A 24,601-nucleotide genomic window follows, 5' to 3' on the forward strand; every position below is an offset into this window, starting at 1 on the left:
TCTCAAAAAGACCCGAAGGTCTCTGACGAGTCGCTTGCCTTGATAGGTCGTGACTGGCACCCCTATCCCGGGCAAGCGCCCACATGAATTACCTGATCGACTTGTTAAAGAGCATCTCGTTTTCGCCGAAGCGCCTAACGAGGAAGGCGTATTCTACCGATACCGCCGTGATTGTCAAGGCAAAAATGCCTGTCGGGACAATCCATCACCGCATCCGAACCACCGTGCGATGAGTGGCGACTCGAGAGGTGCGCATTTTACCGAAACCGGCGCGACTGTCAAGCGAGATCGTTCGAGGCGAACCTGAAAATCTCAAGAAAGTCAGTCACTTGCGAACCTCTTTCACCGCTGGCCACGAGAGCCGTCGCCGGCAGCGGATGCGTACTTTACGGATCCGCCGCCGTGAACGCAAGGGGTTTTTCATGGCGCTGTCATCTTTCCTGGAACTCACGCATGGTGCGTCATTATTACACCCCCTCGGCCGGCTGCCGGAGTCTTCACGATTCGGTTATCATGCCAGGCGGCATCGCACACCGGGAGCCTACATGCATCAGCCCTTGCCCCTTTCCACCCCCAACCGCAACCTCGTGCGGCTGACGATCGTTCGCGGCATCACGTGGACCGGTTTCCTGGGGGCGATCATCTTCGGTATCGAAGTACTGGGGTTCCAACTGCACGTCATGCCGGTCATTTCCGTCATCATCGCCATGGGGCTGGTCAACGTGGCGACCTGGTGGCGCCTGGGGCGGCCTCGCGCGGTGACCGATACCGAGTATCTGACCCATCTGCTGATCGATGTGGCAGGGTTGAGCATGCTGTTCTACTACACCGGCGGCTCGACGAACCCCTTCATCACCTATTATCTCGTGCCGGTCACGATCGCCGCCGCCACGCTGCCATGGCGCTACGCCTGGGTCATCGCCGGCGCCTCGCTGGCCAGCTATACCGCCATGATGCTGTTTTACGAACCCGTCCCCCAGCTCAGCAATGGCTTCGTGGGCACCGGCATCCGCCTGCATATCGTCGGCATGTGGATCAACTTCGGACTCTCCGCCGGACTAGTCACCTTCTTCATCTTCAAGATGGCGCATGCCCTGCGGCGTCGCGACCTCACCTTGTCCCGCACTCGCGAAACCGCCCTGCGCAACGAGCAGGTGCTGGCCGTCGCCACCCAGGCGGCCGGCACCGCGCACGAGCTGGGAACGCCGCTGTCCACCATGGCGGTACTGCTCAGCGAAATGCGTCAGGAAGCGCAAGACAACCCGCTGCTCGTCGAGGACATCGACCTGCTGCGTCAGCAGGTCGATACCTGCAAGGCGCGACTGCAGACCCTGGTCGCCAATGCCGACCGGCGGCGCCTGGCCAAGCCCCAGATCGTCGCCGCCGAGACCTGGCTTCGCGATGTCTTGCAGCGCTGGCTGGTGTTGCGTCCCGACGTGAGCCATCACATCGAGATCCCCGGCAAGCGCGGCACCCCGTTGATCGCCACCGATACGACGCTCGAGCAGGCCATCATGAATCTGCTCAACAATGCCGCCGACGCCAATCCGAGGGATATCGCCATCACGCTGGACTGGACGCAGGACGACATCATCATCGATATCCGCGACCATGGTCCTGGCGTCTCCATGAACATCGCCGACCAGCTGGGCGAAACGTTCATTTCGACCAAGAGCAAGGGCATGGGGATCGGCCTGTTCCTGACCCATGCCACGATCAACCGCTTTGGAGGCGGCGTGAGCCTCTATAATCATGAAGAAGGCGGCACGCTGACCGAGGTCAAGTTGCCGCGAGCATCGGCTGGCGCCCCCGCCTGACTGCCACGGAGGAAATCATGACAGAAGATGCCGAACGGCTATTGATCATCGACGACGACGAGCAATTCTGCTTCGTCATGGCACGTGCCATGCGGCGGCGCGGGTTCGAGGTCACCACCGCGACGACCGAGGAAGAAGCCCTCGCCAGCGTGCGTCAGGCACCGCCCCACATGGCGACACTCGACCTCAAGCTCGAGCACTCGTCCGGGCTCAAGCTTCTGCCCGAACTGCTGGCGCTCGCCCCCGACTGTCGTGTCGTGGTGTTGACGGGATATTCGAGCATCGCCACCGCCGTGGAAGCCATCAAGCTGGGCGCGGTCAATTATTTGTGCAAGCCGGCGGACGCCGACGAGATCCTGGCATCGCTAGAGCGCGATACGGGGGACCCCGACATCGACATCGCCGATAGCCCTCCCTCGATCAACCGTGTCACCTGGGAGCATATTCAGAAGGTCCTGCAGGAGCACGACGGCAATATTTCCGCCACGGCCCGCGCCCTGGGCATGCATCGTCGCACCTTGCAGCGCAAGCTCCAGAAACGCCCGGTGCGTCACTGATCCCGGACGTGGATGGCGCGCCTCATTGCGCCGTCCACCCCAGATCCATGTTCCAGCTCGCGCCGGTCACGGCGCCGGCCTTGTCCGATGCCAAGTAGCTCACCAGCGCGGCCACCTCGGACGGCTCGATGAGACGTTTGATCGCAGCGTTCTTGAGCATGACATTGTCGATCACCTCCTGCTCGGGCATGCCATTGAGGCGTGCCTGGTCGGCGATCTGGCTTTCCACCAGCGGCGTCCTGACATAAGCGGGGCAAATGGCATTGGCGGTAATGCCCAGCTCGCCGCCCTCGAGCGCCGCAGTCTTGGTCAGCCCGATCAAGCCGTGCTTGGCGCTCACGTATGCCGCCTTGCCGGGCGACGCCACACTGGCGTGAATGGAGGCCACGTTGACGATACGTCCCCATGAAGACTGGCGCATGTACGGCCATGCCGCCTGTGTCAGCAAAAAGGGCGCCGTCAGCATCAAGTCGATGATCTGGCGCCACTTGGCCTCTGGAAACGTCTCCAGGGGCGCGACATGCTGGATGCCGGCGTTGTTGATCAGAATATCGACATGCCCGAAACGCTTTATCGCTTCTTCCACCGCGCCGCGACATGCGGCAGATGTCGTCAGGTCGGCATGATAGAACACCGCCCCCGCGGCATCGGCCACATTCTCGCCTTGCGGGTTGGCGTCCACCGCCAGCACTTGCAACCCTTCCTGGCAGAACTGCTTGACGACGGCTTCGCCAATACCGCTGGAACTGCCGGTCACGATCGCGACGCGGGGGGACCCGGGAGTGGACGGGGCTGGCATGGCACTCTCCTCGATGACGGAACGCTCGTCATCCAGCATAAGACGCGAGCCACGCCCTTCGCCAGCAACATCCACACGCTTACGCCCCTGCGCAAGACTGATAGACTAGGCCGACCCACCTGGATCAGGCACGACAACGCGTTGACCGAGGAGACCCCATGGAGCCTTCACAACGGCTTGCCGAAGCGGAACGTATCGCCCGACTCGCCGGCGAGCGCATTGTAGCCGCCCGACAGTCGCAGGCATTTCAGCACCGTTACAAGAGTGGCGACGAACTGGTGACGGACGCCGACGTCGATGTCGACCGACTCATCGCGACGGAGCTCGACGCCCACTTCCGCGATGACGCCCGCCTGACCGAGGAGCTCTCGCCGGAGCGCGACGTGCTGGAGGACAGCGAATCGCTGTGGATCGTCGACCCCATCGACGGCACGGTCAATTTCGCCTATGGCCATCCGCATGTGGCGGTTTCCATTGCCTGGGCGTCCGAAGGAAAGCTGCAGCTCGGCGTGGTGCATGCCCCCTTTCTGGGCGAAACCTTCACGGCGCTGCGTGGCGAAGGCGCCTGGCTGAACGGCGAACCCATCGAGGCGAGCGACGCCCGCGAACTCGACCGCAGTCTCGTGGCGACCGGATTTCCGTATCGGCGCGACGCGCGCGCACCACTCCTCAGAAGGCTGACCGGCGTCCTGGCTCGTTGCCGCGACATCCGCCGCAACGGTTCCGCCGCGCTGGACCTCTGCCATGTCGCCTGCGGTCGGCTCGATGCCTATTACGAAAGCGTATCGCCCTGGGACTTTGCGGCGGGGCTTCTCATCGCGCGCGAAGCCGGAGCCAAGACCGGACACTTGTACCCATGTCCCGACCGCATCCCCGCGGATCTGTACGGCGAGAACATCCTGGTGAGTGCACCCGGCATCCATGGCGCTCTGCGTGACATACTGCTGAAGGCCGATGAGGGCAGGCTCGACGAGATAGAAGCCTCGGGCTGAGTGCTCTATAGGGCGTCCCAATAGCCGGCGTAGCAAGACTCTATTGGCACCCTGGCGTCCGATCAGGGAGAATGTGGCTCAGACTCAAGGCTAAAGAATTCCCTAACCAAGGAGACTTTCTATGTTGGCAGTGATTTTCGGCCGCCCCGGATGCCCCTTTTGCGTGCGTGCCAAGGAACTCGCCGAGCAGTTGAGTGAAGCACGCGATGATTTCAACTTCCGCTATATCGATATCCATGAAGAAGGCATCACCAAGGCCGACATGGAAAAGACCATCGGCAAGCCCGTTGAAACGGTGCCCCAGATCTTCGTCGATCAGACCCATATCGGCGGGTTCACCGAATTCGATGAGCACGTGCGTGCCAACGAGCTCATGCCGGCCACGCAACGCTGAGCCGCGCGCAGTCGCCCAGGGACTGCACCGACGCCGGCCACTAGCCGGCGTCGTTCCGGGTACCGACGCCATCCCCTGTTTCCGTCTTCCAGCCCGCCTCCTTCAAGTCGCCGTTCTTCATCCCCTTTTCCTGCTCGACACCCTTTTGTGCCAACGCCGGTTTGCGCCTGCGTTGAATTCCCCGCTCGTCGAAGTCGCGAATCGGTTTCTATACTGATGTCATCGCGATAAAAGGGTGAGGTATCGGTCATGCAACGCGATGAGTTCCAACAACAACTTTGGCTCGATTACATTCATTGCCACCCCGACATGGGAACTCAGTCGCTATGGCCGAATGACCGTCCCGCCGAATATTTCGTGCTCGCCACGCTCAATCGGGCGCCCTATCACGCCCAGCGCCTGCTTCCCGCCCTGCACCATTTCGGCTACCGCCGTATCGGGCATTACGCCATGGCGGACCGGGGCTTGTTGGCCAGTGTTCTCAGCTCGGGCAACGCAGACGCCTGGATCGTGCTCGTCGAGCTACAACTGGATACCCTGACCCAGGCACCGCGGCATCGCCTGGAAGCTCTGATCCACCGCGCTCATCCGCATGACAGTCGCGGACAGAACCTGCTGTCGCGAGGCCGCCCCTGGCCCATGCCGGACTGGGAAACCTACCGACAACTCCTTGCCGCCCACCCGCTCGCCGCCTGGCTGTCAATCATGGGACCACGCATGCACCACGTCGGGTTCGACTGCCAGACGCTGGGCGAAGACATTGCGCAGCTCGACGCAGCGGTGACCGACATGGGGCTTCACGCCGGCGATCCAGGGGAAGGATTGCTGCCCATCTCGCCCTTGCTCGAGCACCGTTACTATGCGTGTTGCACGCAACGTGGCGTTTTCGCTGACGGTGATGAACATCGTATCGTCACCGGCGGATTCTCGCTGGTGCAGAAGCGCCTTCCCGGCGTCCGCGAACGCAGCGCGGAACTCCTCCTGCCGCTTCATACGCGATGCGAGCTGAGCGCCTAGGCTTCTTGGTGCCGAGACTCGTGGGCGTGGTCGTCATATGACGACCAGTCTTCGTCATCCGGCTCGAAGTCGAGCTCGAACTGCTGAGGTTCGAAACGCGGATCCATCTCGCTGAGATAGTGCGTCGACTCCACCATGGGGACGGCCGCCACGTAGGGCTCCTGCTCGACTTCCGGGGGAATGCCGTGATGGCCGTGCAGGCGCACCATCACGAACATGGCCAGCGTCAACGCCACGCCGCCCAGGAAAAGCCACAGCCCGTCCGGCCCGGTCAGCTCCATGATCAGTGAAGCGCTGTAAGGCCCGATCACCGAACCGATGCCATACCAGATCAAGAGCTTGGCGTTGGCTTGAATGGTTTCCTCCGGCTCGAGCCAGTCGTTGGTGTGCGACAGGCTCAAGGAATACAGCGTATGCAACATGGCGGTGTGGAAGCAGGCCACCACCAGCAGCACCCAGAAATCGAAACGCGCCGCGACCGAGATCATGGCACCCGAGATGGCCATGACCAGCGCCATGCAGAGAATCACCTTGCGGCGGTCGAAGCGATCGGAAATGCGTCCCAGGGTCCACTGCGCCACCAGCGCGACCAGTGTGGTGATGGCCATGAATTGCGCGGTCTGTGACGTCGACAGGCCGATTTCCTGTCCGTAGAAAGGCGTCATGGCGAAGAAGGCCTGCACCATCAGCCCCGCCGTGAAGGCACTCACCAGCCCCACTGGCGCACGCCGATACAATTCTTTCAGTGAAATCTTGCGCGAGACATCGTGCGATGAACGCGTCGGCCCATGGATACGATAAATCGACAGGGGCACCAGCGACAGCGCAAAGAGAATGCCGGACACGGAAAAAAGCACGAAGGTCGCGGGGTCGGCGGCATTGAGCAGCCATTGCCCCAGCGCCAACGACGATGTCGAGATGACCAGGTACCAGCCGAGCACACGCCCGCGATTGTCATTGGTCGATTCGCCCGAGACCCAGGACTCCATCACCATCAGCAACCCCGCGGTCGCTGCGCCCCCGAACAGTCGCCAGACCAGCCACGACCAGGGATTGACCCAGAGCCCATGCAACATCGCCGTCACGGCCAGTACCGCGGCACACGCCGCGAAAACCCGAATGTGCCCCACCGTGCGAATGCGCTTCTCGATCAGATAGCTTCCGATCACGAAGCCCAACGAGAAACTCGACATCAGCAAACCCGCCATCTGGGAGGGGAACCCCTCCAGCGACATGCGCACCCCGAGCAAGGTCATGATCAGCCCATGGCCAAGCAAGAAACTGATTTCGCTAAGAAATAGAATGGGAAGGGTTGCGGGCAAGCTGCGCAAATCGACCTCCTGGCGATAACGTCAATATGGGTTTGGGCATGTCCGCTGCGGCATGCGCGACGTGCATTTCGAGGATAGGCGTCAGTTTACCTGCTAAGGCGCATCACGACATCCATCTCGGCATGGATACCGCAAAGAACACGGTGATCGGTGGGCTTTCCAGTGATGCACCGACCATGAAACACCTCCTGCTCGCCGCATGAAAAAAGTCATCCACACAAACTGTGGATAACGCTGTGCATTAACACCGTACAAGAGGCCAGCTTGGCTGATGACATCCCACTTCGACTCAAATCGATCAGATTTTCATCATCTCCATGTCACCTTGAGGATGTCCGACGCCGCCATCGCCGACCTCCCCCTTTCGTCGAGTGGACAGGCGATATCGACTTGTTTTTAATGCCAATATGGTGCAATGCAACATGTGCGCCCGGCCCCGCACGCCACCTCATCTCCCAATACCCCATGTCTCAGGGCGCTGGTCTACAAAGACGTAACGGCGCAGATGACCAGGAGTGTCACATGACCACCCCCCTCTGGCAGCCGTCGACGACGGCCATCGAAAGCACGCAAATGCATGCCTTGATGCAGCGTATCAAGCGTGAACACGACATCGACCTGAACGATTACGAGTCGCTGCATGCATGGAGCGTCGAGCACCTGGAAACGTTCTGGTCACTGCTCTGGGATGAATTCGACATCGTCGCCGAACGCCGTGGCGAGGATGTGCTGGTGCATCCTGACGCCATGCCCGGTGCCCGCTGGTTTCCGCAAGCGCGCTTGAATTATGCTGCCAATATGTTGCGGCGGCGTGACGCGCACCCGGCTCTGATCGTACGCGACGAACGACGGCGCCGCCGCGTCATCAGCTACGCCGAGCTCTACGACCAGGTCGCCAGGCTGGCCCACGCGCTTCAAGCCAGCGGTGTCACCGAAGGCGACCGGGTCGCCGGCTTCGTGCCCAACAGCGAACACGCCGTCATCGCCCTGCTGGCCACGGCCAGCCTCGGTGCCGTATGGTCTTCCTGCTCACCGGACTTCGGCACGCATGGCGTGCTCGACCGCTTCGGACAGATCACGCCCAAGGTCCTGATCGCCACCGATGGCTATACCTGGAACGGCAAGCCCATCGACACACGCGCTCGCGTCGCCGAGATCGTCGAGTCCATCGACTCCCTCGAACGCGTGGTGGTGTTTCCCTTCCTGGAGGACGCCCCCGACCTCGATATCATCCCCGGCGCCATCGCATGGTCGGACTTCCTGGACAACGATGCCAGCCAGATCGACTTTCAGGCCCTGCCGTTCGATCATCCGCTCTATATCCTCTATTCGTCCGGCACCACCGGTGCGCCCAAGTGCATCATTCACACGGCGGGCGGTGCCTTGCTGCAGCATTTCAAGGAGCACCGCCTGCATAACGACCTCGACGCCGAGGATGTCTTCTTCTATTACACCACCTGCGGCTGGATGATGTGGAACTGGCTGGTCTCCGGCCTGGGGTCCGGTGCCACGCTATTGCTCTATGACGGATCGCCTTTTGCCCCGCACCCCGAAACGTTGTGGCAAATCGCCGGTGAAGAAGGCATCACGATCTTCGGCACCAGCGCCAAATACCTTTCGGCCTGCGAAAAAGAAGGCCTGATGCCTGGCGAAAGCGCCGACCTTTCCCGGCTCCGCGCCGTGCTTTCCACCGGCTCCGCGCTCGCCCACGAATCCTTCGACTACGTGTATACGTCGATCAAGTCCGACCTCATGCTGGCCTCTATCTCCGGCGGCACGGATATCGTGTCGTGCTTTGCACTGGGCTGCCCGATAAAGCCGGTCTATCGTGGCGAGCTCCAGTGCCGCGGGCTGGGAATGGCGGTCGAGATATACGACGAGCAAGGGCAGAGCATCACGCACGGCAAGGGCGAGTTCGTCTGCACGCGTCCCTTCCCCTGCATGCCGATCGGATTCTGGAACGATCCAGGTGACGAGCGCTACCGAGAGGCCTATTTTTCCACCTTCCCCGGCGTCTGGGCCCACGGTGACTACGCCGAGCTGACCTCGCACGGCGGCGTGATCATCCATGGCCGGTCGGACTCGGTGCTCAACCCGGGCGGTGTACGCATCGGCACCGCCGAGATCTATCGCCAGGTGGAAAAGGTCGACGGAGTCCTGGAATCCCTGTGCATCGGTCAAGCATGGCAAAACGACATCCGCGTGGTGCTTTTCGTGCGCATGCGTCCCGGTGTCACACTCGACGATGCCAAGTGCGATGAAATCCGTCGCATGGTGCGTCTACATACCACGCCACGCCATGTGCCCGCCAAGATCATTGCCGTGGACGACATCCCGCGCACCTTGTCGGGCAAGATCGTCGAGGTCGCGGTACGCAACGTCGTGCATGGCGAGCCCGTCAAGAACCAGGACGCGCTGGCCAATCCCGAGGCACTCAAGCTGTTTGCCAACCTGCCGGCACTGGCCGAGTGAGCGTACCGGCAGCCACCGTGGGGGTGAGACTGGGCAGGCGGTACACGATCCAGTAGCATGATCGCCAAGTCATTGAAGGAGAACGGCATGGCGACCCTCAAGGGGCTGGTAAGCGTGCTGTTGCTGATCGTCAATACGCTCTTCTGGGGCGTGCCGCTGTATTTGCTCACGCTCCTCAAGCTGGTCACCCCGACCCGCCGCTGGCGCCTGCGCGTGCTGGCCGGCCTCAATGCCATTGCGCTGGCGTGGATCGCGACCAACAACTGGTGGATTCGTCACTGGATCAAGCCATGCATCAGCGCCCAGTTGCCCGATGGCCTCTCGCCACGGCAATGGTGGCTGGTCATCGCCAATCACCAGAGCTGGACGGACATCTTCGTCATGCAATACCTGCTGCATGGACGCACGCCGATGCCGAAGTTCTTTCTCAAGCGCGAACTGATCTTCATCCCCGTCATCGGCCTGGCCTGGTGGGCGCTGGAGTTTCCGTTCATGCGCCGCTACACGCGGCAAAAACTCGCCGGACGCCCTCAACTGGCGGAACGGGACCGACGCGCGACACAACGCATGTGCGAGCGGGCAAGGGAAATGCCCATGGCAATTTACAATTTCGTCGAAGGCACGCGTTTCACCCCGGCCAAGCGAGACCGCCAAGCAAGCCCCTTTCAGCACCTGTTACGTCCCAAGGCCGGCGGAACCGCACAAGTCCTCGGCCTGCTGGGAGACCGCTTGAGCGGCATACTCGACGTGACGCTTCATTATCGGTCCCCCTGCCCCAACTTCTGGCACTTCCTGTGTGGCCGCAACGACAGCGTTCACATGGAAGCACGCCTGCTCGCCGTGCCAGCCTGGATGGTTTCGGGCGACTATCATCTGGATCCGCACTACAAGGAACGCTTCCATTCATGGCTGAACGCGCTATGGCAAGAGAAGGATCGTGCGCTCGCCTCGTCCCCCTTCTCCTCTTCATCTTGATATTGGCAGGTTGCGCGGGAGGACCTGGCGCCGGCGGCTATCGAGGCAATATCGCCGGCAACTGGATTTCCATTCAACGCGGCGACACATTGGGAGAGATCGCCAAACGTGCCGACGTCCCCTTGTTGCGTCTGCAGCGCTTCAATCCCGGCGTGGACGCCCGGCGGCTCGCCATCGGGCAGCGCATCCTGGTGCCGACGCGACGCGAGCGCGCACCCGGGGGCGGCCCCTATCGGTACCAGGTGCGGCCCGGCGATACGTTCACCAGCATCGCACGCCTCTTCGGCAGCGATCCGCGTCGCGTGCAGGCAGCCAACCCCGACACTGCCGCCAATGCCTTGCGCGTTGGTCAACTGATCCGGGTGCCGTTGTCGGGAAGCACGCAGCAAGCCAGCGCGGCGGCACGTCGCTCCTCTTCCGCGGCGGCCGCCAAGCCGGCGACAAGCCGTCGCGAGCTGCCAGACCCCGGCGCGATGCCGGCCAGCGCCAAGGGGTGGCGCTGGCCACTGGATGACTACAAGGTCTCGCGACGCTACGGCACGGATGCGCGTGGCACCCTTCAGCCGATGTTGCTGTCGGCCCCCGGCGACAGCCAGGCCCGTGCCGTCGCCGACGGGACCGTGCGTTTTGCCGACAGCATGCGGCAGCTGGGACGCGTGGTGATCATTCACCATGCCGACAACATGCAAAGCGTCTACGCCCTCTGCAAGCGACTTCTCGTCAAGGATGGCGATCACGTCTCGCAAGGCTCGCCGGTCTGTGACATCGGCTACCGTCACGACACCGGTCGTTACGACTTGCTGTTCGATGTTCGTCACGGCGGCAAGCCCGTCGATCCTGAACGCGTGCTACGCTGAGTCTAGATACCGGACATGGCAGCCCCGTGCCGCCGTCGATGTTTTGCGACATCGAATCATCACGGCAATGACGCATGACTGTCATGACGGTGTACCAGTCTGGCGATGTCTCGATATGACACGGAGGGCGCATCATGCGAGTCGCATTGGTCAGTGAAACCTGGACACCCGAAATCAACGGTGTCGCCCATACGCTGGGGCATCTGGCCCAATACCTCGTCACCCGTGGCGTCACCCTGCAGCTGGTGCGGCCAAGACCGCAGCAAGGTGGCCGCGAAGGCCGTGCCGAGCGCGACGTGCAGGTCCGCGCGTTTTCCCTGCCGGGCTATGCCGGGGTCTATGTCGGGGCACCCGATTGGCGGCGCCTGTCGCGTCTCTGGCGCCAGTCGCGTCCCGACGTGGTCTACATCGCCACCGAAGGACCACTTGGCTGGGCAGCGCTGGCAACGGCCCGGCATCTTGCGATCCCCGTCGTCGGTGGCTTTCATACCAATTTCGACCAATATGCCGCCAATTATCATCTGCGCGCCCTCAGCGGTCTCGTCACCGCAGGCCTGCGCTATTTCCACAACCGTTGCCGGCTGACGCTGGTGCCTACCCACGTTCAGGCCGAGCGTCTGCGGCAACGAGGCTTCCACCATGTCGACGTCCTGGGCCGGGGCATCGATGCCGGGCGGTTCTCGCCCTCGTGGCGCGATGCCCAGCTCAGAACACGCTGGGGCGCCGACGATCATCGGCCCGTCGCCCTGTATGCCGGACGACTCGCCGCCGAGAAGAATACACGCCTGCTGGTCCGTGCCATACGCGAGATGCAGCACCTCCAGCCGGACGTGATTCCGGTCCTGGTGGGGGACGGCCCCGAGCGGCAGCGTCTCGAGCGGCAACTGCCCGACGCCGTTTTCACCGGATTTCTTACCGGCGAAGCCCTGGCGCAACACTACGCCAGTGCCGACATGTTCCTGTTCCCTTCGCACTCGGAGACGTACGGCAATGTCGTTCCCGAAGCCATGGCCAGCGGCCTGCCCGTGGTGGCATTCGACCAGGCGGCCGCCAGCGAACTGATCAAGGATGGCGGCGAAGGACGCCTCATCGACGCGACCGCCGACGACAGCTTCGTGCAGGCCGCCGTCGATCTTTGTCTCCAACCGGCCAGCCGCGCCCGCATGGGACGCGCCGCCCGCGAGAAAGTCGCTCATCAGAGCTGGGATCTGATCGGCGAGCGCTTTTTCACTTATCTAACGCTGACGGCTCAGGAAACACAGCATGCGCTCACGACCCCTAGCCATGTTTGATCGGCTCGATACCCTCGAATGGCAGCTTTGCCACCGTATCGCCCTGCTCAGCCATCGACGCCTGGTCCATGGCGTATTCCGGTTCTGCAGCCGGGTCGGTGACTGGCCGGCCTGGGTCGCCCTGGCCTTGCTGCAACCGCTCGTGCATGGCCAGGCGGGATGGCGTCTGACGTTGATCTGGGGCCTGTGTGCCGCGACCGGGGCCACTGTCTATCGTCTTCTCAAGACGCGCCTGTGCCGGGAGCGACCCTATATCACCTTTTCGAGCATTCCCTGCACGATGCCCCCGCTGGACCGCTACAGCTTTCCAAGCGGCCACACCTTGCATGCCGTGATGTTCTGCACGCTGACGGCGGCATCATCTCCCTGGTTGCTCGTGGTGGTCTTGCCGTTGAGCGGACTCATCGCCGCCTCGCGGGTCATTCTCGGCCTGCACTACGTCAGTGACGTCGCCGCCGGCGCCGTGCTGGGATTCGCCATCGCTCAGGCGGGACTGTGGATCACCATGCGAGGTCAATGGCTACCCCTTGCCGCTTGATAACGCCCCATCGGCATCTACGCTTTCTTCCTCTTCCTTGCTGCTTGCCATGAAAAAAACCTCGAGGCTTGCTCGAGGTTTCAAAGATATCTAGATAACGGTATAACGCCTGAGCTGCTCAGCGAATGCTATCCGCGATAATAGTTGGCAGGCACGAAGGGCATGCGGGTCACCCGCATCGGCAGGCGCTTGCCGCGTACGTCCGCGTACAGCGTCGTCTCCACGCCGGCCCACTCGACATCCACGTAGGCCATGGCCACGGGCTTGCCCAGCGTCGGCCCGAAGCTGCCGGAGGTCACTTGGCCGACATGTCGATCGGCGTCGTCGTAGAGTCGGGTGCCTTCGCGCACAGGGGCCCGGCCCTCGCCCACCAGGCCGACACGCTTGCGCACGATGCGCTTGGTGTCGATCTGCGGCAGGATGACGTCCGCGCCCGGAAATCCGCCTTCGCGCTCCCCCCCAATGCGGCGCGCCTTGCCCACGGCCCAGATCAAGCTGGCCTCCGCCGGCGTGGTGTGTGCATCCAGATCATGGCCATACAGGCAAAGCCCCGCTTCCAGCCGCAACGAATCACGTGCACCGAGACCGATCGGCTCGACCTCGGGCTGCTCCACGAGCCACCGGGCCAATGTCTCGGCCGCGTCCTTGGGCACCGAAATTTCGAAACCGTCTTCGCCGGTATAGCCACTGCGACTGATCCATAGCGTGGTACCCAGGGCATCGAACTGCCCGTGGCGCATGAAGACCAGATCGCATGCCTCGGGGCACAGGCGCGCCATGACATCCTTGGCTTGCGGCCCCTGCAATGCCAGAAGCGAACGATCGAGCACTTCAACCTGGTGCGCGGCATCGAGGCCGGTGCGCAGATGCGTCACATCCTGGTCCTTGCAGGCCGCGTTGACCACCACATAGAGGTCGTCGCCTCGATTGACGATCATCAGGTCATCGAGAATGCCGCCTTCGTTGCCGGTGAAGAGCGCATAGCGCTGCATGCCCGCCGGCAAACCGACGATATCCGCCGGCACCAGCGTCTCGATGGCCTGCGCCGGCGTCGGTCCCGAAATCAAGAGCTGCCCCATGTGCGAGACATCGAACAGGCCGCACGCATTGCGGGTGTGCTCATGCTCTTTCTTGACGCCAAGCGCATACTGCACCGGCATGCTGTAGCCGGCGAAAGGCACCATCTTGGCGCCGAGAGAGAGATGCAAGTCATGCAGCGGTGTCTGGTGCAGATCGTCGTCCATGGTCGCTTCCTCGCAAAGGTACATGCCGGGAGCGGCTGGACCGCTCCCGGCTTGGGTTCAGTGCTTGTCGTTGAGATCTTCGCCCGGCAGAACGGTCTTGCCCTCGAAGTGATCACGCGTGAGCTTGAAGACCACCGGCGACAGAAGAGCCAATGCAATCAGGTTGGGGATCGCCATCATGGCATTGAAGACACTGGCCATCAGCCATACGAAGTCCAGCGGCGCGACGGCCCCGACAAGGATCGCCAGGATATAGACCACCCGATAGACCTTGATCGATGCGACACCGAACAGGTATTCGAAGCATTTTTCGCCATAGAAGGCCCAGCCGAGAATGGTCGTGAAGGCAAAGACCGCCAGTGCAAAGGACACGACATACTGGCCGACTCCCGGAAGCGCGCCATCGAAGGCCATGGCGGTCAATGCAGCGCCGGTTTCGCCCGATGTCCACTCGGCGCTGGTCAAGATCGCCAATGCGGTGACCGAGCACACGATGATGGTATCGATGAAGGTTCCCAGCATCGCCACCAGCCCCTGGCGCACCGGGTTCTTGGTCTGTGCCGCGGCATGGGCGATGGGCGCACTCCCCAGCCCCGCTTCATTGGAAAACACGCCCCTCGCCACGCCATACTGAATGGCCTTGGCCACGGCAGCCCCGGCGAAGCCGCCGGCGGCGGATACCGGCGTGAAGGCATGACCGAAGATCAGCCCCAGCGCTGCCCCGACCTGATCGATATTGATGAACAGCACCAGCAGACCACAGACGATGTAGGCGATCGCCATGAAGGGCACCAGCTTGCCCGCCACCTTGGCAATGCGCTTGATCCCGCCGAGAATCACGGCACCGGCCAGCAGCATGATGATCACACCGGTCAGCCAGTGCGGCATGCCCAGTGACTCGCTGAGTCCATCGGCGACCGAATTGGACTGCACGGTATTGCCGATGCCGAAGGCGGCCACCGCACCGAAAAAGGCGAACAGGGCCCCTAGCCAAGCCCACTTCTTGCCCAGCCCATTGCGAATGTAATACATGGGCCCGCCAACGTGATCGCCGGCCGCATCGACTTCACGATAGCGGACGGCCAGCACCGCCTCGGCAAACTTGGTCGCCATGCCGACCAGCGCGGTGATCCACATCCAGAACACGGCGCCCGGCCCCCCCAGGAAGATGGCCGTCGCCACCCCGGCGATGTTGCCGGTACCGACGGTGGCCGATAGCGACGTCATCAGCGCATTGAAGGGAGAGATTTCCCCTTCGTCTTCATCCCCTTTCTCGGCCTGACGCCCTTTCCAGAGCAGCCTGAAGCCTGCGCCCAGCTTGCGAATGGGCAACAGCTTGAGACCCAGCTGGAGATAGACCCCCACACCGAGCAAAAGGACAAGCATCAAGGGGCCCCATACGACATCGTTGATGGCGCTGAATATTGCGTTGAGTGTTTCCACGAGATGTCCTCCCAGACATTTGTTGTTATCAGCACGAGATGCGCTGCCGTCGGCGTAACATCAAGAAGATAAACGCCAAAACTCTGTCGACTTTAGCGGACTGCCTCACCTGCGCTCCACACCTGCATCGTGAAATCGCGTAATCGGCTGCATGAAAAGCAAAAAACACCGCCAGCCGGTGTGGAGGTCGGCAAGAATCAGGTTTCTTATCCGAAACAGAGGCTAATCGCTGTCCCGAGGATTGGCAACCGCGCGACCGACGGCGCGCCGGATTGCATCCCCGGCATGCGCACCATGACGCGGGCCTTGCCGCGGCGGACGAGCGCCGTCGCCTGCGTGTGGGGGTGTACTGCCTTGGCGTCGCGGGGATCTCCCGGTATCGTGCGGTTTTTTGCTGGACGCTGGGTCGCGTTCTGTCCACCCTTACAAGGCGGTCGAGCCGAACGGCACATGGAAATGCAAGATGACGATGCCAAGGACACGTCAATCATGCATAATGCCCTTCATATATTCCCCGATTCAGAAAACCTTTTCGTATAGGAAAAAACGCGATGAGTCACATTCCCGCCAATCTCCGCTATACCGACAGCCATGAATGGGTCCTCGACAACGGTGACGGCACGGTCACGATCGGCATTACCGATCATGCCCAGGAAGCGCTGGGCGACGTCGTCTTCGTCGAGCTGCCCGAAACCGGACGCGAACTCGATGCCGGCGAAGAGTTCGGCGTGATCGAATCCGTCAAGGCGGCCTCCGATCTGTACCTGCCGCTGAGTGGCGAGATCATTGCCGTCAACGAGTCCCTCGAAGACGCTCCCGAAACCGTCAACGACAATCCCTACGAAGACGGCTGGATCATCAAGCTCAAGCTCGCCGAACCCGAGGCGCTCGAATCGCTGCTCGATGCCACCGCATACGACGCACTCGTCAGCGCCGAAGAAGACTGACGCCCCTCGCGTGATGCATTGAGTTCTGTCTTGAGGCGGCGGCATGCCGTTGGGTGCCGTCGTCTGGTGTCGAATCGGGCTCGACCGCCCGCTACTGTTTGGGTGTTGCATGGCAAACGACAAGCGCAGCCTGGCCGAACTGGCCAACCACGATGATTTCCTGACGCGTCACAACGGCCCCGACGAGGGCGATGTGCAGCAGATGCTGGAGACGCTGGGACTTCCCGATATCGAATCGCTGATGACCAGCACGATCCCCGGCGACATTCGTCTGGCACGTGAGTTGGCCCTGGAAGAGCCGCGCGGCGAAGCCGAAGCCCTGGAGTATCTCAAGCGTCTGGCACGCCAGAACAAGACCTTCAAGAATTATATCGGGCAAGGCTACTATCCCACCTACATGCCAGCAGTGATCCAGCGCAACGTGCTGGAGAATCCCGGCTGGTACACGGCCTACACGCCCTATCAGCCCGAAATCGCGCAGGGCCGGCTGGAAGGGTTGCTCAACTTCCAGCAGGTCGTCATGGACTTGACCGGCATGCCGATCGCCAACGCCTCGCTGCTCGACGAGGCGACAGCCGCCGCCGAGGCCATGGCGCTGTGCCGGCGAGCCAACAAGAAGGTCAAGTCGTCGTGCTTTTTCGTGGCCGACGATGTCTTGCCTCAAACCCTCGATGTATTGCGCACCCGGGCTGCCTATTTCGGCTTCGAGCTCGTCGTCGCGCCGGCGGAAACCCTTCCCGAGCACGAGGTGTTTGGCGCGCTGCTGCAGTATCCCGGCGCCACCGGCGAGGTTCGCGACCTGGCACCGCTGCTCGAACAGGCCAAGGAGCGACGCGTGATGACCTGCGTCGCGGCCGACCTGATGAGCCTGGTCCTGCTGAAGGAGCCCGGCGCGCTCGGTGCCGACATCGTCGTGGGGAGTTCCCAGCGTTTTGGTGTCCCCATGGGCTACGGCGGGCCGCACGCCGCCTTCTTCGCCGCCAGCGACGCACTCAAGCGCTCGCTGCCCGGACGCATCATCGGGGTCTCCAAGGACGCTCGCGGTCAACGCGCCCTGCGCATGGCCATGCAAACCCGCGAGCAGCACATCCGCCGGGAAAAGGCGACGTCCAACATTTGTACCGCCCAGGCGCTACTGGCCAACATCGCCGGTTTTTACGCGGTGTACCACGGCGCCGATGGCTTGCGCACCATTGCCAGCCGCATTCATCGCCTGACCACCCTGCTGGCCGAGGGCCTCAAGCAGCACGGCGTCACGCTCGCTCACGACAGCTGGTTCGACACACTGACCCTCAAGGGGCTTGACCATGGCCAGGTGCATGGCCGCAGCATGGCGCATGAGATCAACCTGCGCTACGACGCCGCCGGCACGATCGGGGTCAGCCTCGACGAGACCACCACGGCCGCCGACGTGGTCACGCTGTTCGACGTCCTGCTGGGCGACGAGCACGGCCTGTCGGTGAGCGAACTCGACCGCCACGTCCGCGAGACAGGCACGACCGGCATTCCGGCGCATCTCGATCGCGAGAGCGATTTCCTCACCCACCCCACCTTCCATCGCTATCGTAGCGAAACCGAGATGCTGCGTTATCTGAAGCGCCTCGAGAACAAGGACCTGTCCCTCACCCATGCCATGATCCCGCTGGGGTCATGCACCATGAAACTCAACGCCACCAGCGAAATGGTGCCGATCAGCTGGCCGGAGTTCGCCAACATCCATCCCTTCGCGCCCCACGACCAGGTGGCCGGCTACAAGCAGATGATCGACGAGCTGTCGGCCTTTCTGGTCGAAATCACCGGCTACGACAGCATTTCCATGCAGCCCAACTCCGGAGCGCAGGGCGAATACGCGGGCCTGGTCGCCATTCGGCGCTACCAGAAGGCCCAGGGCCAGGGCCATCGCGACATCTGCCTGATTCCCAGTTCGGCGCATGGGACCAACCCCGCCTCGGCGGCCATGGCGCAAATGAAGGTGGTGGTCGTCGACTGTGACGACGAAGGCAATATCGATCTCGAGGATTTGCGTGGCAAGGCCGAGAAGCACAGCGAATCGCTCTCGGCGATCATGCTGACCTACCCCTCGACGCATGGCGTATTCGAGGAAAGCGTGCGCGAGGCCTGCCGGATCGTGCACGATCACGGCGGCCAGGTGTACATCGACGGCGCCAACATGAACGCTCAGGTCGGCCTTTGCCGCCCCGGCGATTTCGGTGGCGACGTCTCGCATCTCAATCTGCACAAGACCTTCTGCATCCCGCATGGCGGCGGCGGCCCCGGCATGGGACCGATTGGCGTCAAGGCGCATCTGGCGCCCTTCGTGCCCAACCACGTGGTCACGCCGCTTCCGGGCGTCGACGAAAAGGCCGGCGCGGTCGCCGCGACGGCCTACGGTTCCGCGTCGATCCTCCCGATCTCCTGGGCCTACATCAAGATGATGGGCGGACGCGGCATGAAGCGCGCCACCCAGCTGGCGATCCTCAATGCCAACTACATCGCCAAGCGGCTCGAGGGGCACTACCCGGTGCTCTACAAGGGCCGCAACGGCACCGTCGCGCATGAATGCATACTGGACATCCGCCCGCTCAAGGCCGCGTCCGCGATCAGCGAGGAAGACATCGCCAAGCGCTTGATGGATTACGGCTTTCATGCCCCGACGATGTCATTCCCGGTCGCCGGCACCCTGATGGTCGAGCCGACCGAGTCGGAGTCGCGTTACGAGATCGACCGCTTCTGCGACGCCATGATCGCCATCCGCGAGGAAATCCAGCGTATCGAAACCGGCGAATGGCCCGCGGACAACAACCCTCTGGTCATGGCACCGCACACCCAGGCGGACTTGATGGAAGCCGACTGGGAACGGCCCTACTCGCGCGAACTCGGTGCCTTCCCCACCGAAGCCACCAAGGCCGCCAAGTACTGGCCGGCGGTCAACCGCGTCGACAACGTCTACGGCGATCGCAACCTCATCTGCACCTGCCCGCCGATCGACGCCTATCGCGACGACGTCTGAACGTTTCGACAGGACCGACGAAAAACCCCGGGCGGCAAGGCCCGGGGTTCAGCGAAGACGAAGACTACGCTTTAGGCATGATCGTTCCGGTCAGGCCTCGTCCTCGAGCGGCGGCGCTTCGGCATAGCCGTACAGGACGTTGCGACGCTGCAAGCGAAACTCGCCCAGCAGCTGCTGGTAGCGACGCGGCATCTCGACGCCGCGCTTGGTGACGACATACAGCGTCTCGTAGACCGGCTCCGCCAGGGGCAGTTCCTTGACCTGACGCTGCCAGGGCGAGGTTTCCATCACGCTCCGGGGTACCACGGTAAAGCCCAGCCCTCGTGCCACTGCATCCAGCACCATGCTGACTTCGTTGGAGAAGCCCTGCTGGGGAAAGTGGCTCATCGAGCGAAACTCGCCCGCGAAATTGCGCCTGAGCAACGAACTGGCGTTATTGATGCCGTCCGAATAGTTCATGAAACCGAGCGCCATGAGTTCGCTGATCGTGGTGCCCGTGAAGTCGGCGGGCACCAGCAGGCACAGCGGCTCCTGATGCCAGGGTTCGAAATCCAGGTCGGGATGCTTGGTCACGTCCGTGACGATGCCGACATCGAAGCGTCCGGCCAATACGGCGTCGACGATCTCCGCGTTGAAGGCGAAATCGTAGGTCACCGTCAATCCCGGGTGCATCTGCTGGTAGCCCAGGATGAACGGATAGAACATCAGTCCCACGCTGCTCGGCGACGCAACGCGGCATTCGCCCGTGTCCGGCGAATCGTTGTCCAGGGAATGCCGAAACTGCTCATGCTCGGCGAACAGCTTGACCGCATAGTCATAGGCACGGCGTCCGGTTTCCGTGAGCGTGAAGCGACGGCCATGACGATACAGCAATGACTTGTCGAGATAGCGTTCGAGCTTGCGGATGTGCTGGCTGACGCCAGGCTGGGTCATTTCCAGCTTGCGTGCGGTGTGCGTGAAGCTACCCGTCTCGACAAGCGTGATGAAGGTGCGAAAGTATTGCGCGTTGAACATGAACTGAGGGTCCACCGGCTGGCGTATCGGGGCGGCTGCATCTATGCCGAAGCCTGCTGACGCACGACCGTTGTAACGGTTAGCACGGCCATAACCGTGGCTTCGAGGGCATTAGCGGGAGGGATTATAGCAAATTATGCTGCGCCTCACATCGCTGCGCGTCCGAAGGTCGCATGATAGCATCAAGACATGATTCAGTGCCTGGCCGGCCCGGTGCCGATCGTGCACCGAGCCGTTCCTTCGGCACCATGCCGCCACAAGGATGCGTCAATGCCCCAAAAGCTTTCCACCATCATTTCTCCCGAGGGGAGCCTCGAAGTCCTCTCCCAGCAGGAAGTCAATCGTCTGCGCGACACCTCGGCCAACGGCCTGCACGATCTCTTGAGACGCTGCTCGCTGGCGGTCCTCAACTGCGGTACGCCCACCGACGACAGTCGCGCCCTGATGCAGACGCACCACGACTTCGAGATAGAGGTATTGCAGCAGGACCGCGGCATCCGCCTCAAGCTCGACAACGCGCCGCATAGCGCTTTCGTGGATGGGCAGATGATCCGCGGTATCCGCGAGCACCTCTCCGCGGTGCTGCGCGACATCGTCTACGTGCACAATGAAATCCAGCATTACCCCAAGTTCGACCTGAAACGCGGCGACGGCATCACCAACGCCGTCTTTCATATCCTGCGTAACGCGGGCACCTTGAAGTCCTCGCGCGAACCCAGTCTCGTGGTGTGCTGGGGCGGCCACTCCATTACCCGCGAGGAATACGACTACAGCAAGGACGTGGGCTATCATCTCGGTCTGCGCGACCTGGACATCTGCACGGGATGCGGCCCCGGTGCCATGAAGGGCCCCATGAAAGGCGCCAATGTCGCCCATGCCAAGCAACGCCGCCATGACGGCCGCTACCTGGGGATCTCCGAGCCCGGCATCATCGCGGCCGAATCGCCCAATCCAATCGTCAACGAACTGGTCATCATGCCCGATATCGAGAAACGCCTCGAGGCCTTCGTGCGTGTCGGGCACGGCATCGTCATCTTTCCCGGTGGCGTGGGCACGGCCGAGGAAATTCTGTACCTGCTGGGCATTCTCCTGCACCCGGACAACGCCGACATTCCCTTCCCCATCGTCTTCACCGGGCCACGCGACAGCGCCGACTATTTCAAGCGCATCGACGAGTTCCTGGCCTTTACGCTGGGCGAACGCGCTCGGGAACGCTATCGCATCATCATCGACGACCCTGCCGAGGTGGGACGCGCCATGCGGCGCGGCGTGGATGATGTGGGCACTTTCCGCCGCACCCACAGCGATGCCTTCTATTTCAACTGGCGTCTCAATGTCGACACCGGCTTCCAGCTTCCCTTCGAGCCCACGCACGAAAGCATGGCGCAACTCGCCCTGCACCGCGAGCAGCCGGTCCACGAGCTCGCGGCCAACCTGCGCCGGGCGTTTTCCGGCATCGTCGCCGGCAACGTCAAGGAAGAAGGCATTCGTGCCATCGAACAACACGGTCCCTTCCGGCTACATGCCGAACCGGACATGATGGCGCGACTGGATGATCTGCTCACATCGTTCGTGGCACAGGGACGCATGAAGCTACCGGGCAGCGAGTACGTTCCCTGCTACACGCTTGGCTGACATGCCTGTCGCTTGCCCGTGGCTGCGCGGATCGACGGACCGATAGGCGTGGCTTATGGAAGTGATCGCCTCTTGCAATTGTTAAAATGCTAACAGCCTTCTAGACTGCAACGCGTACGCGAGCCCCCGGGCTCGCGTCTTCGTTTCATCCATTGCCTGTCTGCCAAGGAGAGCACCGCATGGCATCACTCTTCGAACCGTTCGACCTGAATGGCACACGCCTGAACAACCGTATCGTCATGGCGCCGATGACCCGTTCACGCGCCGCGGAAGACGTCCCCAACGAACTGGGTGCCCTCTATTATCGGCAGCGCGCGAGCGCCGGCCTGATCATTTCCGAAGGCACGCCCATTTCACGGCAGGGACAAGGCTACCTGTACAACCCCGGCATCTTCGGGCCCGATCAGATAGCGGGGTGGGCCAAGGCGACGCGCGCCGTTCATGAGCGCGGCGGCGTGTTCTTCGCGCAGATCTGGCATGTGGGCCGCGTATCGCATACCTCGGTTCAGGTGGCCGGGGCCGCGCCGGTCGGCCCCAGCGACAAGCAAGGCGGCATGGCCTTCGGCTACAACGAAAACGGCCAGCCGGACATGCTCGAGGCAAGCCGACCGAGGCGCCTCGCAACCCATGAAGTGCGCGACATCGTGCGCGATTTCGCCCAGGCCGCCGTCAACTCGCGCGAGGCCGGCTTCGATGGCGTCGAGATTCATGGCGCCAATGGCTATCTTTTCGAGCAGTTCCTCAACCCCGGCGTCAACGATCGCGATGACGAGTATGGCGGTTCACGCGAGAATCGTTGTCGCCTGCTGATCGAAGCCGTGGATGAAGTCAGCAAGATGATCGGCGCACGGCGCGTCGGGGTTCGCCTGTCGCCCTTCGGCACCCTGTTCGACATGCCAGAATACGAGGACAACGGCGAGACCTACCTGTACCTGGCACGCGAATTCAACAAGCGCGGGCTCGCCTATGTCCACCTCCACGACCAGGGCGGTCAAGGCATGCCGCCCATGCCCCGCGACTATCTACGCCAGTTCCGCGATGTCTACCAGGGGACCTTGCTGCTGGCCGGCAACCTCGACCAGGCCGAGGCCGAAAAGCTGGTGGACGAAGGCACCATCGACCTGCCGGTCTTCGGTCGTTATTTCACCTCGAATCCTGACCTGGTCGAGCGGATGCAGAACGGCTGGCCGCTGGCCGATTTCGATCCGAACACCTTCTACGGGGGCGACGCCCGAGGCTACGTGGACTTCCCCACCTACCCCGAGGAGCAGGCACGCCTCGAACGCGAAAGAATGATCCAGGAATCGTCTTCCTGAGGGCGAGACTGCCCTGCAGCATGAAAAGGCCCCGATCCTGGGATCGGGGCCTTCATCGTTCGAGGTGCTTCGAGGTGCGCGACCTGAAAGGATCACCGCACCGGCTCAACGGCGGGCATGCCATCCCGTCATGAGTGCATGCAGCAACAAGCCGGCCGTGGCACCGTGCGAAACGACGGTCGCCCAGCCCGCAGCCGTGCTCGCCAGCACATGATGCCACCCCGCCAGCAGCAGGCACCCGATGCCGAACGCCACGCCAAGCCGCTTGAGCAGTCCGGGCAGCAATCGGCGTTGCGCCGTCGTCATCCGCCGCCAGTAGGCAATGCTGACCACGGCAAGGCCACCGGCAATCAGCGCCAGCATGGCGATATGGGTGTCGTACCCTCCCAGCTGATAGCGAGGCCAGGACAGCAGCACCAATAGCAGCAGTCCGATCATGACGCTCAACCGGGCCGCCGAGGGGGAGCCCTCCGTGTCACGCATCAGGCAACCTTCAACCCTTGCTCTTCGATCCATGCCTCGACCCAGGGAATCGCGGCATCGTCCGCCATGAAGGTTTCCATGGCATCGATCTCCAGGCGCTCCCCGAGGCGCTCCGCGCCCAGCTCGTCGAGCAAGGCATCCAGTGCACGGCCGGCACCGCAGAACGTATCGCCATAGGAACTGTCGCCCAAGGCGATCAGGCCATAGCGCCAGTTCGCCAGTGCCGGCGGCGCTTCGCGAAGGTCGCGTGCGAAAGGCACGAAATTGCCGGGAAAATCGCCGCTACCGGTGGTGGAAACGCAAAACAGGGCCAGATCGGGCAAGGGATCGAGATCGGCGAGACTGGGTTGCTCGACGATCGTCACGTCATAGCCCGCTTGCTCGAAGAGCGGTGTGACCTGCTCGGCGACGTCCAGGGCACCTCCATACATGGTGCCTACGAAAATTTTGAGACTTGGCATGCAGTCG

21 protein-coding genes are annotated in these 24,601 nt (G+C 62.5%); 14 read left to right on the forward strand and 7 right to left on the reverse strand.

What is annotated here, in order from left to right; all coding sequences use genetic code 11:
• The first annotated feature begins 545 nt into the window (after positions 1–545).
• Together ABGX75_RS00315 and ABGX75_RS00320 are read left to right on the forward strand one after the other, a co-directional pair.
• Positions 546–1,817: an ATP-binding protein gene (locus tag ABGX75_RS00315; protein WP_110062448.1), complete on the forward strand. Its 1,272-nt coding sequence runs from the start codon at positions 546–548 to the stop codon at positions 1,815–1,817.
• Positions 1,818–1,834: 17 nt separating this feature from the next.
• The gene (locus ABGX75_RS00320; RefSeq protein WP_011507124.1) at positions 1,835–2,374 is read left to right on the forward strand and encodes a response regulator transcription factor; all 540 of its coding nucleotides are present in this window, start codon (positions 1,835–1,837) and stop codon (positions 2,372–2,374) included.
• Positions 2,375–2,396: 22 nt separating this feature from the next.
• Here ABGX75_RS00320 and ABGX75_RS00325 read toward each other — a convergent pair whose 3' ends face one another.
• Entirely contained in the window at positions 2,397–3,173 is a 777-nt protein-coding gene (locus tag ABGX75_RS00325) for a 3-hydroxybutyrate dehydrogenase (protein ID WP_110062459.1), read from the reverse strand.
• A gap of 158 nt (positions 3,174–3,331) precedes the next feature.
• Between ABGX75_RS00325 and ABGX75_RS00330 the strand changes: the two genes are divergently transcribed.
• The 3 genes from ABGX75_RS00330 (at position 3,332) to ABGX75_RS00340 (ending at position 5,576) form a co-directional block, all read left to right on the forward strand.
• The gene (locus tag ABGX75_RS00330; RefSeq protein ID WP_035412929.1) at positions 3,332–4,165 is read left to right on the forward strand and encodes an inositol monophosphatase family protein; all 834 of its coding nucleotides are present in this window, start codon (positions 3,332–3,334) and stop codon (positions 4,163–4,165) included.
• 121 nt (positions 4,166–4,286) lie between these two features.
• A complete protein-coding gene (locus ABGX75_RS00335) occupies positions 4,287–4,559 on the forward strand; it encodes a GrxA family glutaredoxin (RefSeq protein WP_011507121.1) in 273 nt (90 codons plus the stop codon).
• A 249-nt stretch (positions 4,560–4,808) separates the two neighbouring features.
• Positions 4,809–5,576 carry a DUF1338 family protein gene (locus tag ABGX75_RS00340; RefSeq protein ID WP_035412928.1) on the forward strand — a complete coding sequence of 256 codons (768 nt, stop codon included), beginning with the start codon at positions 4,809–4,811 and terminating at the stop codon, positions 5,574–5,576.
• On the opposite strand, the gene ABGX75_RS00345 is transcribed toward ABGX75_RS00340, so the two are convergent.
• Positions 5,573–6,907, reverse strand: coding sequence for an MFS transporter (locus ABGX75_RS00345; RefSeq protein WP_011507119.1), 1,335 nt, complete (start codon positions 6,905–6,907; stop codon positions 5,573–5,575). The genes ABGX75_RS00340 and ABGX75_RS00345 overlap by 4 nt on opposite strands.
• A gap of 522 nt (positions 6,908–7,429) precedes the next feature.
• Between ABGX75_RS00345 and ABGX75_RS00350 the strand changes: the two genes are divergently transcribed.
• The 5 genes from ABGX75_RS00350 (at position 7,430) to ABGX75_RS00370 (ending at position 13,041) form a co-directional block, all read left to right on the forward strand.
• Positions 7,430–9,379, forward strand: coding sequence for an acetoacetate--CoA ligase (locus ABGX75_RS00350; protein WP_110062449.1), 1,950 nt, complete (start codon positions 7,430–7,432; stop codon positions 9,377–9,379).
• An 87-nt stretch (positions 9,380–9,466) separates the two neighbouring features.
• A complete protein-coding gene (locus tag ABGX75_RS00355; protein ID WP_181396332.1) occupies positions 9,467–10,354 on the forward strand; it encodes an acyltransferase in 888 nt (295 codons plus the stop codon).
• On the forward strand, positions 10,285–11,211 hold the full coding sequence (locus ABGX75_RS00360) for a M23 family metallopeptidase (protein WP_258305886.1): 927 nt from the start codon (positions 10,285–10,287) through the stop codon (positions 11,209–11,211). The genes ABGX75_RS00355 and ABGX75_RS00360 overlap by 70 nt, the downstream gene beginning before the upstream one ends.
• 134 nt (positions 11,212–11,345) lie before the next feature.
• Complete coding sequence (locus ABGX75_RS00365) at positions 11,346–12,503, forward strand: glycosyltransferase family 1 protein (protein ID WP_110062452.1); 1,158 nt, start codon at positions 11,346–11,348, stop codon at positions 12,501–12,503.
• Positions 12,496–13,041: a phosphatase PAP2 family protein gene (locus ABGX75_RS00370; RefSeq protein ID WP_110062453.1), complete on the forward strand. Its 546-nt coding sequence runs from the start codon at positions 12,496–12,498 to the stop codon at positions 13,039–13,041. Before ABGX75_RS00365 ends, ABGX75_RS00370 begins: the two co-directional genes overlap by 8 nt.
• A gap of 128 nt (positions 13,042–13,169) precedes the next feature.
• Here the strand turns inward: ABGX75_RS00370 and gcvT are convergent, their stop codons facing one another.
• Both gcvT and ABGX75_RS00380 read right to left on the reverse strand, forming a co-directional pair.
• The gene (gcvT, locus tag ABGX75_RS00375) at positions 13,170–14,285 is read right to left on the reverse strand and encodes a glycine cleavage system aminomethyltransferase GcvT (protein ID WP_110062454.1); all 1,116 of its coding nucleotides are present in this window, start codon (positions 14,283–14,285) and stop codon (positions 13,170–13,172) included.
• 57 nt (positions 14,286–14,342) lie between these two features.
• Positions 14,343–15,728 (reverse strand): sodium:alanine symporter family protein, encoded by a 1,386-nt coding sequence (locus ABGX75_RS00380; protein WP_110062455.1) that lies wholly within the window; start codon positions 15,726–15,728, stop codon positions 14,343–14,345.
• A 551-nt stretch (positions 15,729–16,279) separates the two neighbouring features.
• On the opposite strand from ABGX75_RS00380, the gene gcvH reads away from it, so the two are divergent.
• Together gcvH and gcvP are read left to right on the forward strand one after the other, a co-directional pair.
• The gene (gene gcvH / locus ABGX75_RS00385) at positions 16,280–16,675 is read left to right on the forward strand and encodes a glycine cleavage system protein GcvH (RefSeq protein WP_011507110.1); all 396 of its coding nucleotides are present in this window, start codon (positions 16,280–16,282) and stop codon (positions 16,673–16,675) included.
• A gap of 109 nt (positions 16,676–16,784) precedes the next feature.
• A complete protein-coding gene (gcvP, locus tag ABGX75_RS00390; protein ID WP_110062456.1) occupies positions 16,785–19,685 on the forward strand; it encodes an aminomethyl-transferring glycine dehydrogenase in 2,901 nt (966 codons plus the stop codon).
• Positions 19,686–19,775: 90 nt separating this feature from the next.
• On the opposite strand, the gene ABGX75_RS00395 is transcribed toward gcvP, so the two are convergent.
• Positions 19,776–20,699: a LysR family transcriptional regulator gene (locus tag ABGX75_RS00395; protein ID WP_035412898.1), complete on the reverse strand. Its 924-nt coding sequence runs from the start codon at positions 20,697–20,699 to the stop codon at positions 19,776–19,778.
• Positions 20,700–20,969: 270 nt separating this feature from the next.
• Between ABGX75_RS00395 and ppnN the strand changes: the two genes are divergently transcribed.
• Positions 20,970–22,334 (forward strand): nucleotide 5'-monophosphate nucleosidase PpnN, encoded by a 1,365-nt coding sequence (gene ppnN / locus ABGX75_RS00400; RefSeq protein ID WP_035412896.1) that lies wholly within the window; start codon positions 20,970–20,972, stop codon positions 22,332–22,334.
• A gap of 179 nt (positions 22,335–22,513) precedes the next feature.
• Positions 22,514–23,650 carry an alkene reductase gene (locus tag ABGX75_RS00405; RefSeq protein ID WP_347411216.1) on the forward strand — a complete coding sequence of 379 codons (1,137 nt, stop codon included), beginning with the start codon at positions 22,514–22,516 and terminating at the stop codon, positions 23,648–23,650.
• A gap of 105 nt (positions 23,651–23,755) precedes the next feature.
• Here the strand turns inward: ABGX75_RS00405 and ABGX75_RS00410 are convergent, their stop codons facing one another.
• Positions 23,756–24,133 carry a hypothetical protein gene (locus tag ABGX75_RS00410; protein ID WP_035412884.1) on the reverse strand — a complete coding sequence of 126 codons (378 nt, stop codon included), beginning with the start codon at positions 24,131–24,133 and terminating at the stop codon, positions 23,756–23,758.
• On the reverse strand, positions 24,133–24,594 hold the full coding sequence (locus ABGX75_RS00415) for a flavodoxin domain-containing protein (protein WP_035412879.1): 462 nt from the start codon (positions 24,592–24,594) through the stop codon (positions 24,133–24,135). Before ABGX75_RS00415 ends, ABGX75_RS00410 begins: the two co-directional genes overlap by 1 nt.
• Between the last annotated feature and the right edge of the window lie 7 nt (positions 24,595–24,601).

Source organism: Chromohalobacter sp. (assembly GCF_039830575.1).
Taxonomy (GTDB): Bacteria; Pseudomonadota; Gammaproteobacteria; order Pseudomonadales; family Halomonadaceae; genus Chromohalobacter; species Chromohalobacter israelensis.

Excerpts from the sequence above, each read along its gene's own strand:
- ABGX75_RS00315 (WP_110062448.1), top strand. The coding sequence starts at position 546 with ATGCATCAGCCCTTGCCCCTTTCCACCCCCAACCGCAACCTCGTGCGG.
- ABGX75_RS00320 (WP_011507124.1), top strand. The coding sequence starts at position 1,835 with ATGACAGAAGATGCCGAACGGCTATTGATCATCGACGACGACGAGCAA.
- ABGX75_RS00325 (WP_110062459.1), bottom strand. The coding sequence starts at position 3,173 with ATGCCAGCCCCGTCCACTCCCGGGTCCCCCCGCGTCGCGATCGTGACC.
- ABGX75_RS00330 (WP_035412929.1), top strand. The coding sequence starts at position 3,332 with ATGGAGCCTTCACAACGGCTTGCCGAAGCGGAACGTATCGCCCGACTC.
- ABGX75_RS00335 (WP_011507121.1), top strand. The coding sequence starts at position 4,287 with ATGTTGGCAGTGATTTTCGGCCGCCCCGGATGCCCCTTTTGCGTGCGT.
- ABGX75_RS00340 (WP_035412928.1), top strand. The coding sequence starts at position 4,809 with ATGCAACGCGATGAGTTCCAACAACAACTTTGGCTCGATTACATTCAT.
- ABGX75_RS00350 (WP_110062449.1), top strand. The coding sequence starts at position 7,430 with ATGACCACCCCCCTCTGGCAGCCGTCGACGACGGCCATCGAAAGCACG.
- ABGX75_RS00355 (WP_181396332.1), top strand. The coding sequence starts at position 9,467 with ATGGCGACCCTCAAGGGGCTGGTAAGCGTGCTGTTGCTGATCGTCAAT.
- ABGX75_RS00360 (WP_258305886.1), top strand. The coding sequence starts at position 10,285 with ATGGCTGAACGCGCTATGGCAAGAGAAGGATCGTGCGCTCGCCTCGTC.
- ABGX75_RS00365 (WP_110062452.1), top strand. The coding sequence starts at position 11,346 with ATGCGAGTCGCATTGGTCAGTGAAACCTGGACACCCGAAATCAACGGT.
- ABGX75_RS00370 (WP_110062453.1), top strand. The coding sequence starts at position 12,496 with ATGTTTGATCGGCTCGATACCCTCGAATGGCAGCTTTGCCACCGTATC.
- gcvT (WP_110062454.1), bottom strand. The coding sequence starts at position 14,285 with ATGGACGACGATCTGCACCAGACACCGCTGCATGACTTGCATCTCTCT.
- gcvH (WP_011507110.1), top strand. The coding sequence starts at position 16,280 with ATGAGTCACATTCCCGCCAATCTCCGCTATACCGACAGCCATGAATGG.
- gcvP (WP_110062456.1), top strand. The coding sequence starts at position 16,785 with ATGGCAAACGACAAGCGCAGCCTGGCCGAACTGGCCAACCACGATGAT.
- ABGX75_RS00395 (WP_035412898.1), bottom strand. The coding sequence starts at position 20,699 with ATGTTCAACGCGCAATACTTTCGCACCTTCATCACGCTTGTCGAGACG.
- ppnN (WP_035412896.1), top strand. The coding sequence starts at position 20,970 with ATGCCCCAAAAGCTTTCCACCATCATTTCTCCCGAGGGGAGCCTCGAA.
- ABGX75_RS00405 (WP_347411216.1), top strand. The coding sequence starts at position 22,514 with ATGGCATCACTCTTCGAACCGTTCGACCTGAATGGCACACGCCTGAAC.
- ABGX75_RS00410 (WP_035412884.1), bottom strand. The coding sequence starts at position 24,133 with ATGCGTGACACGGAGGGCTCCCCCTCGGCGGCCCGGTTGAGCGTCATG.
- ABGX75_RS00415 (WP_035412879.1), bottom strand. The coding sequence starts at position 24,594 with ATGCCAAGTCTCAAAATTTTCGTAGGCACCATGTATGGAGGTGCCCTG.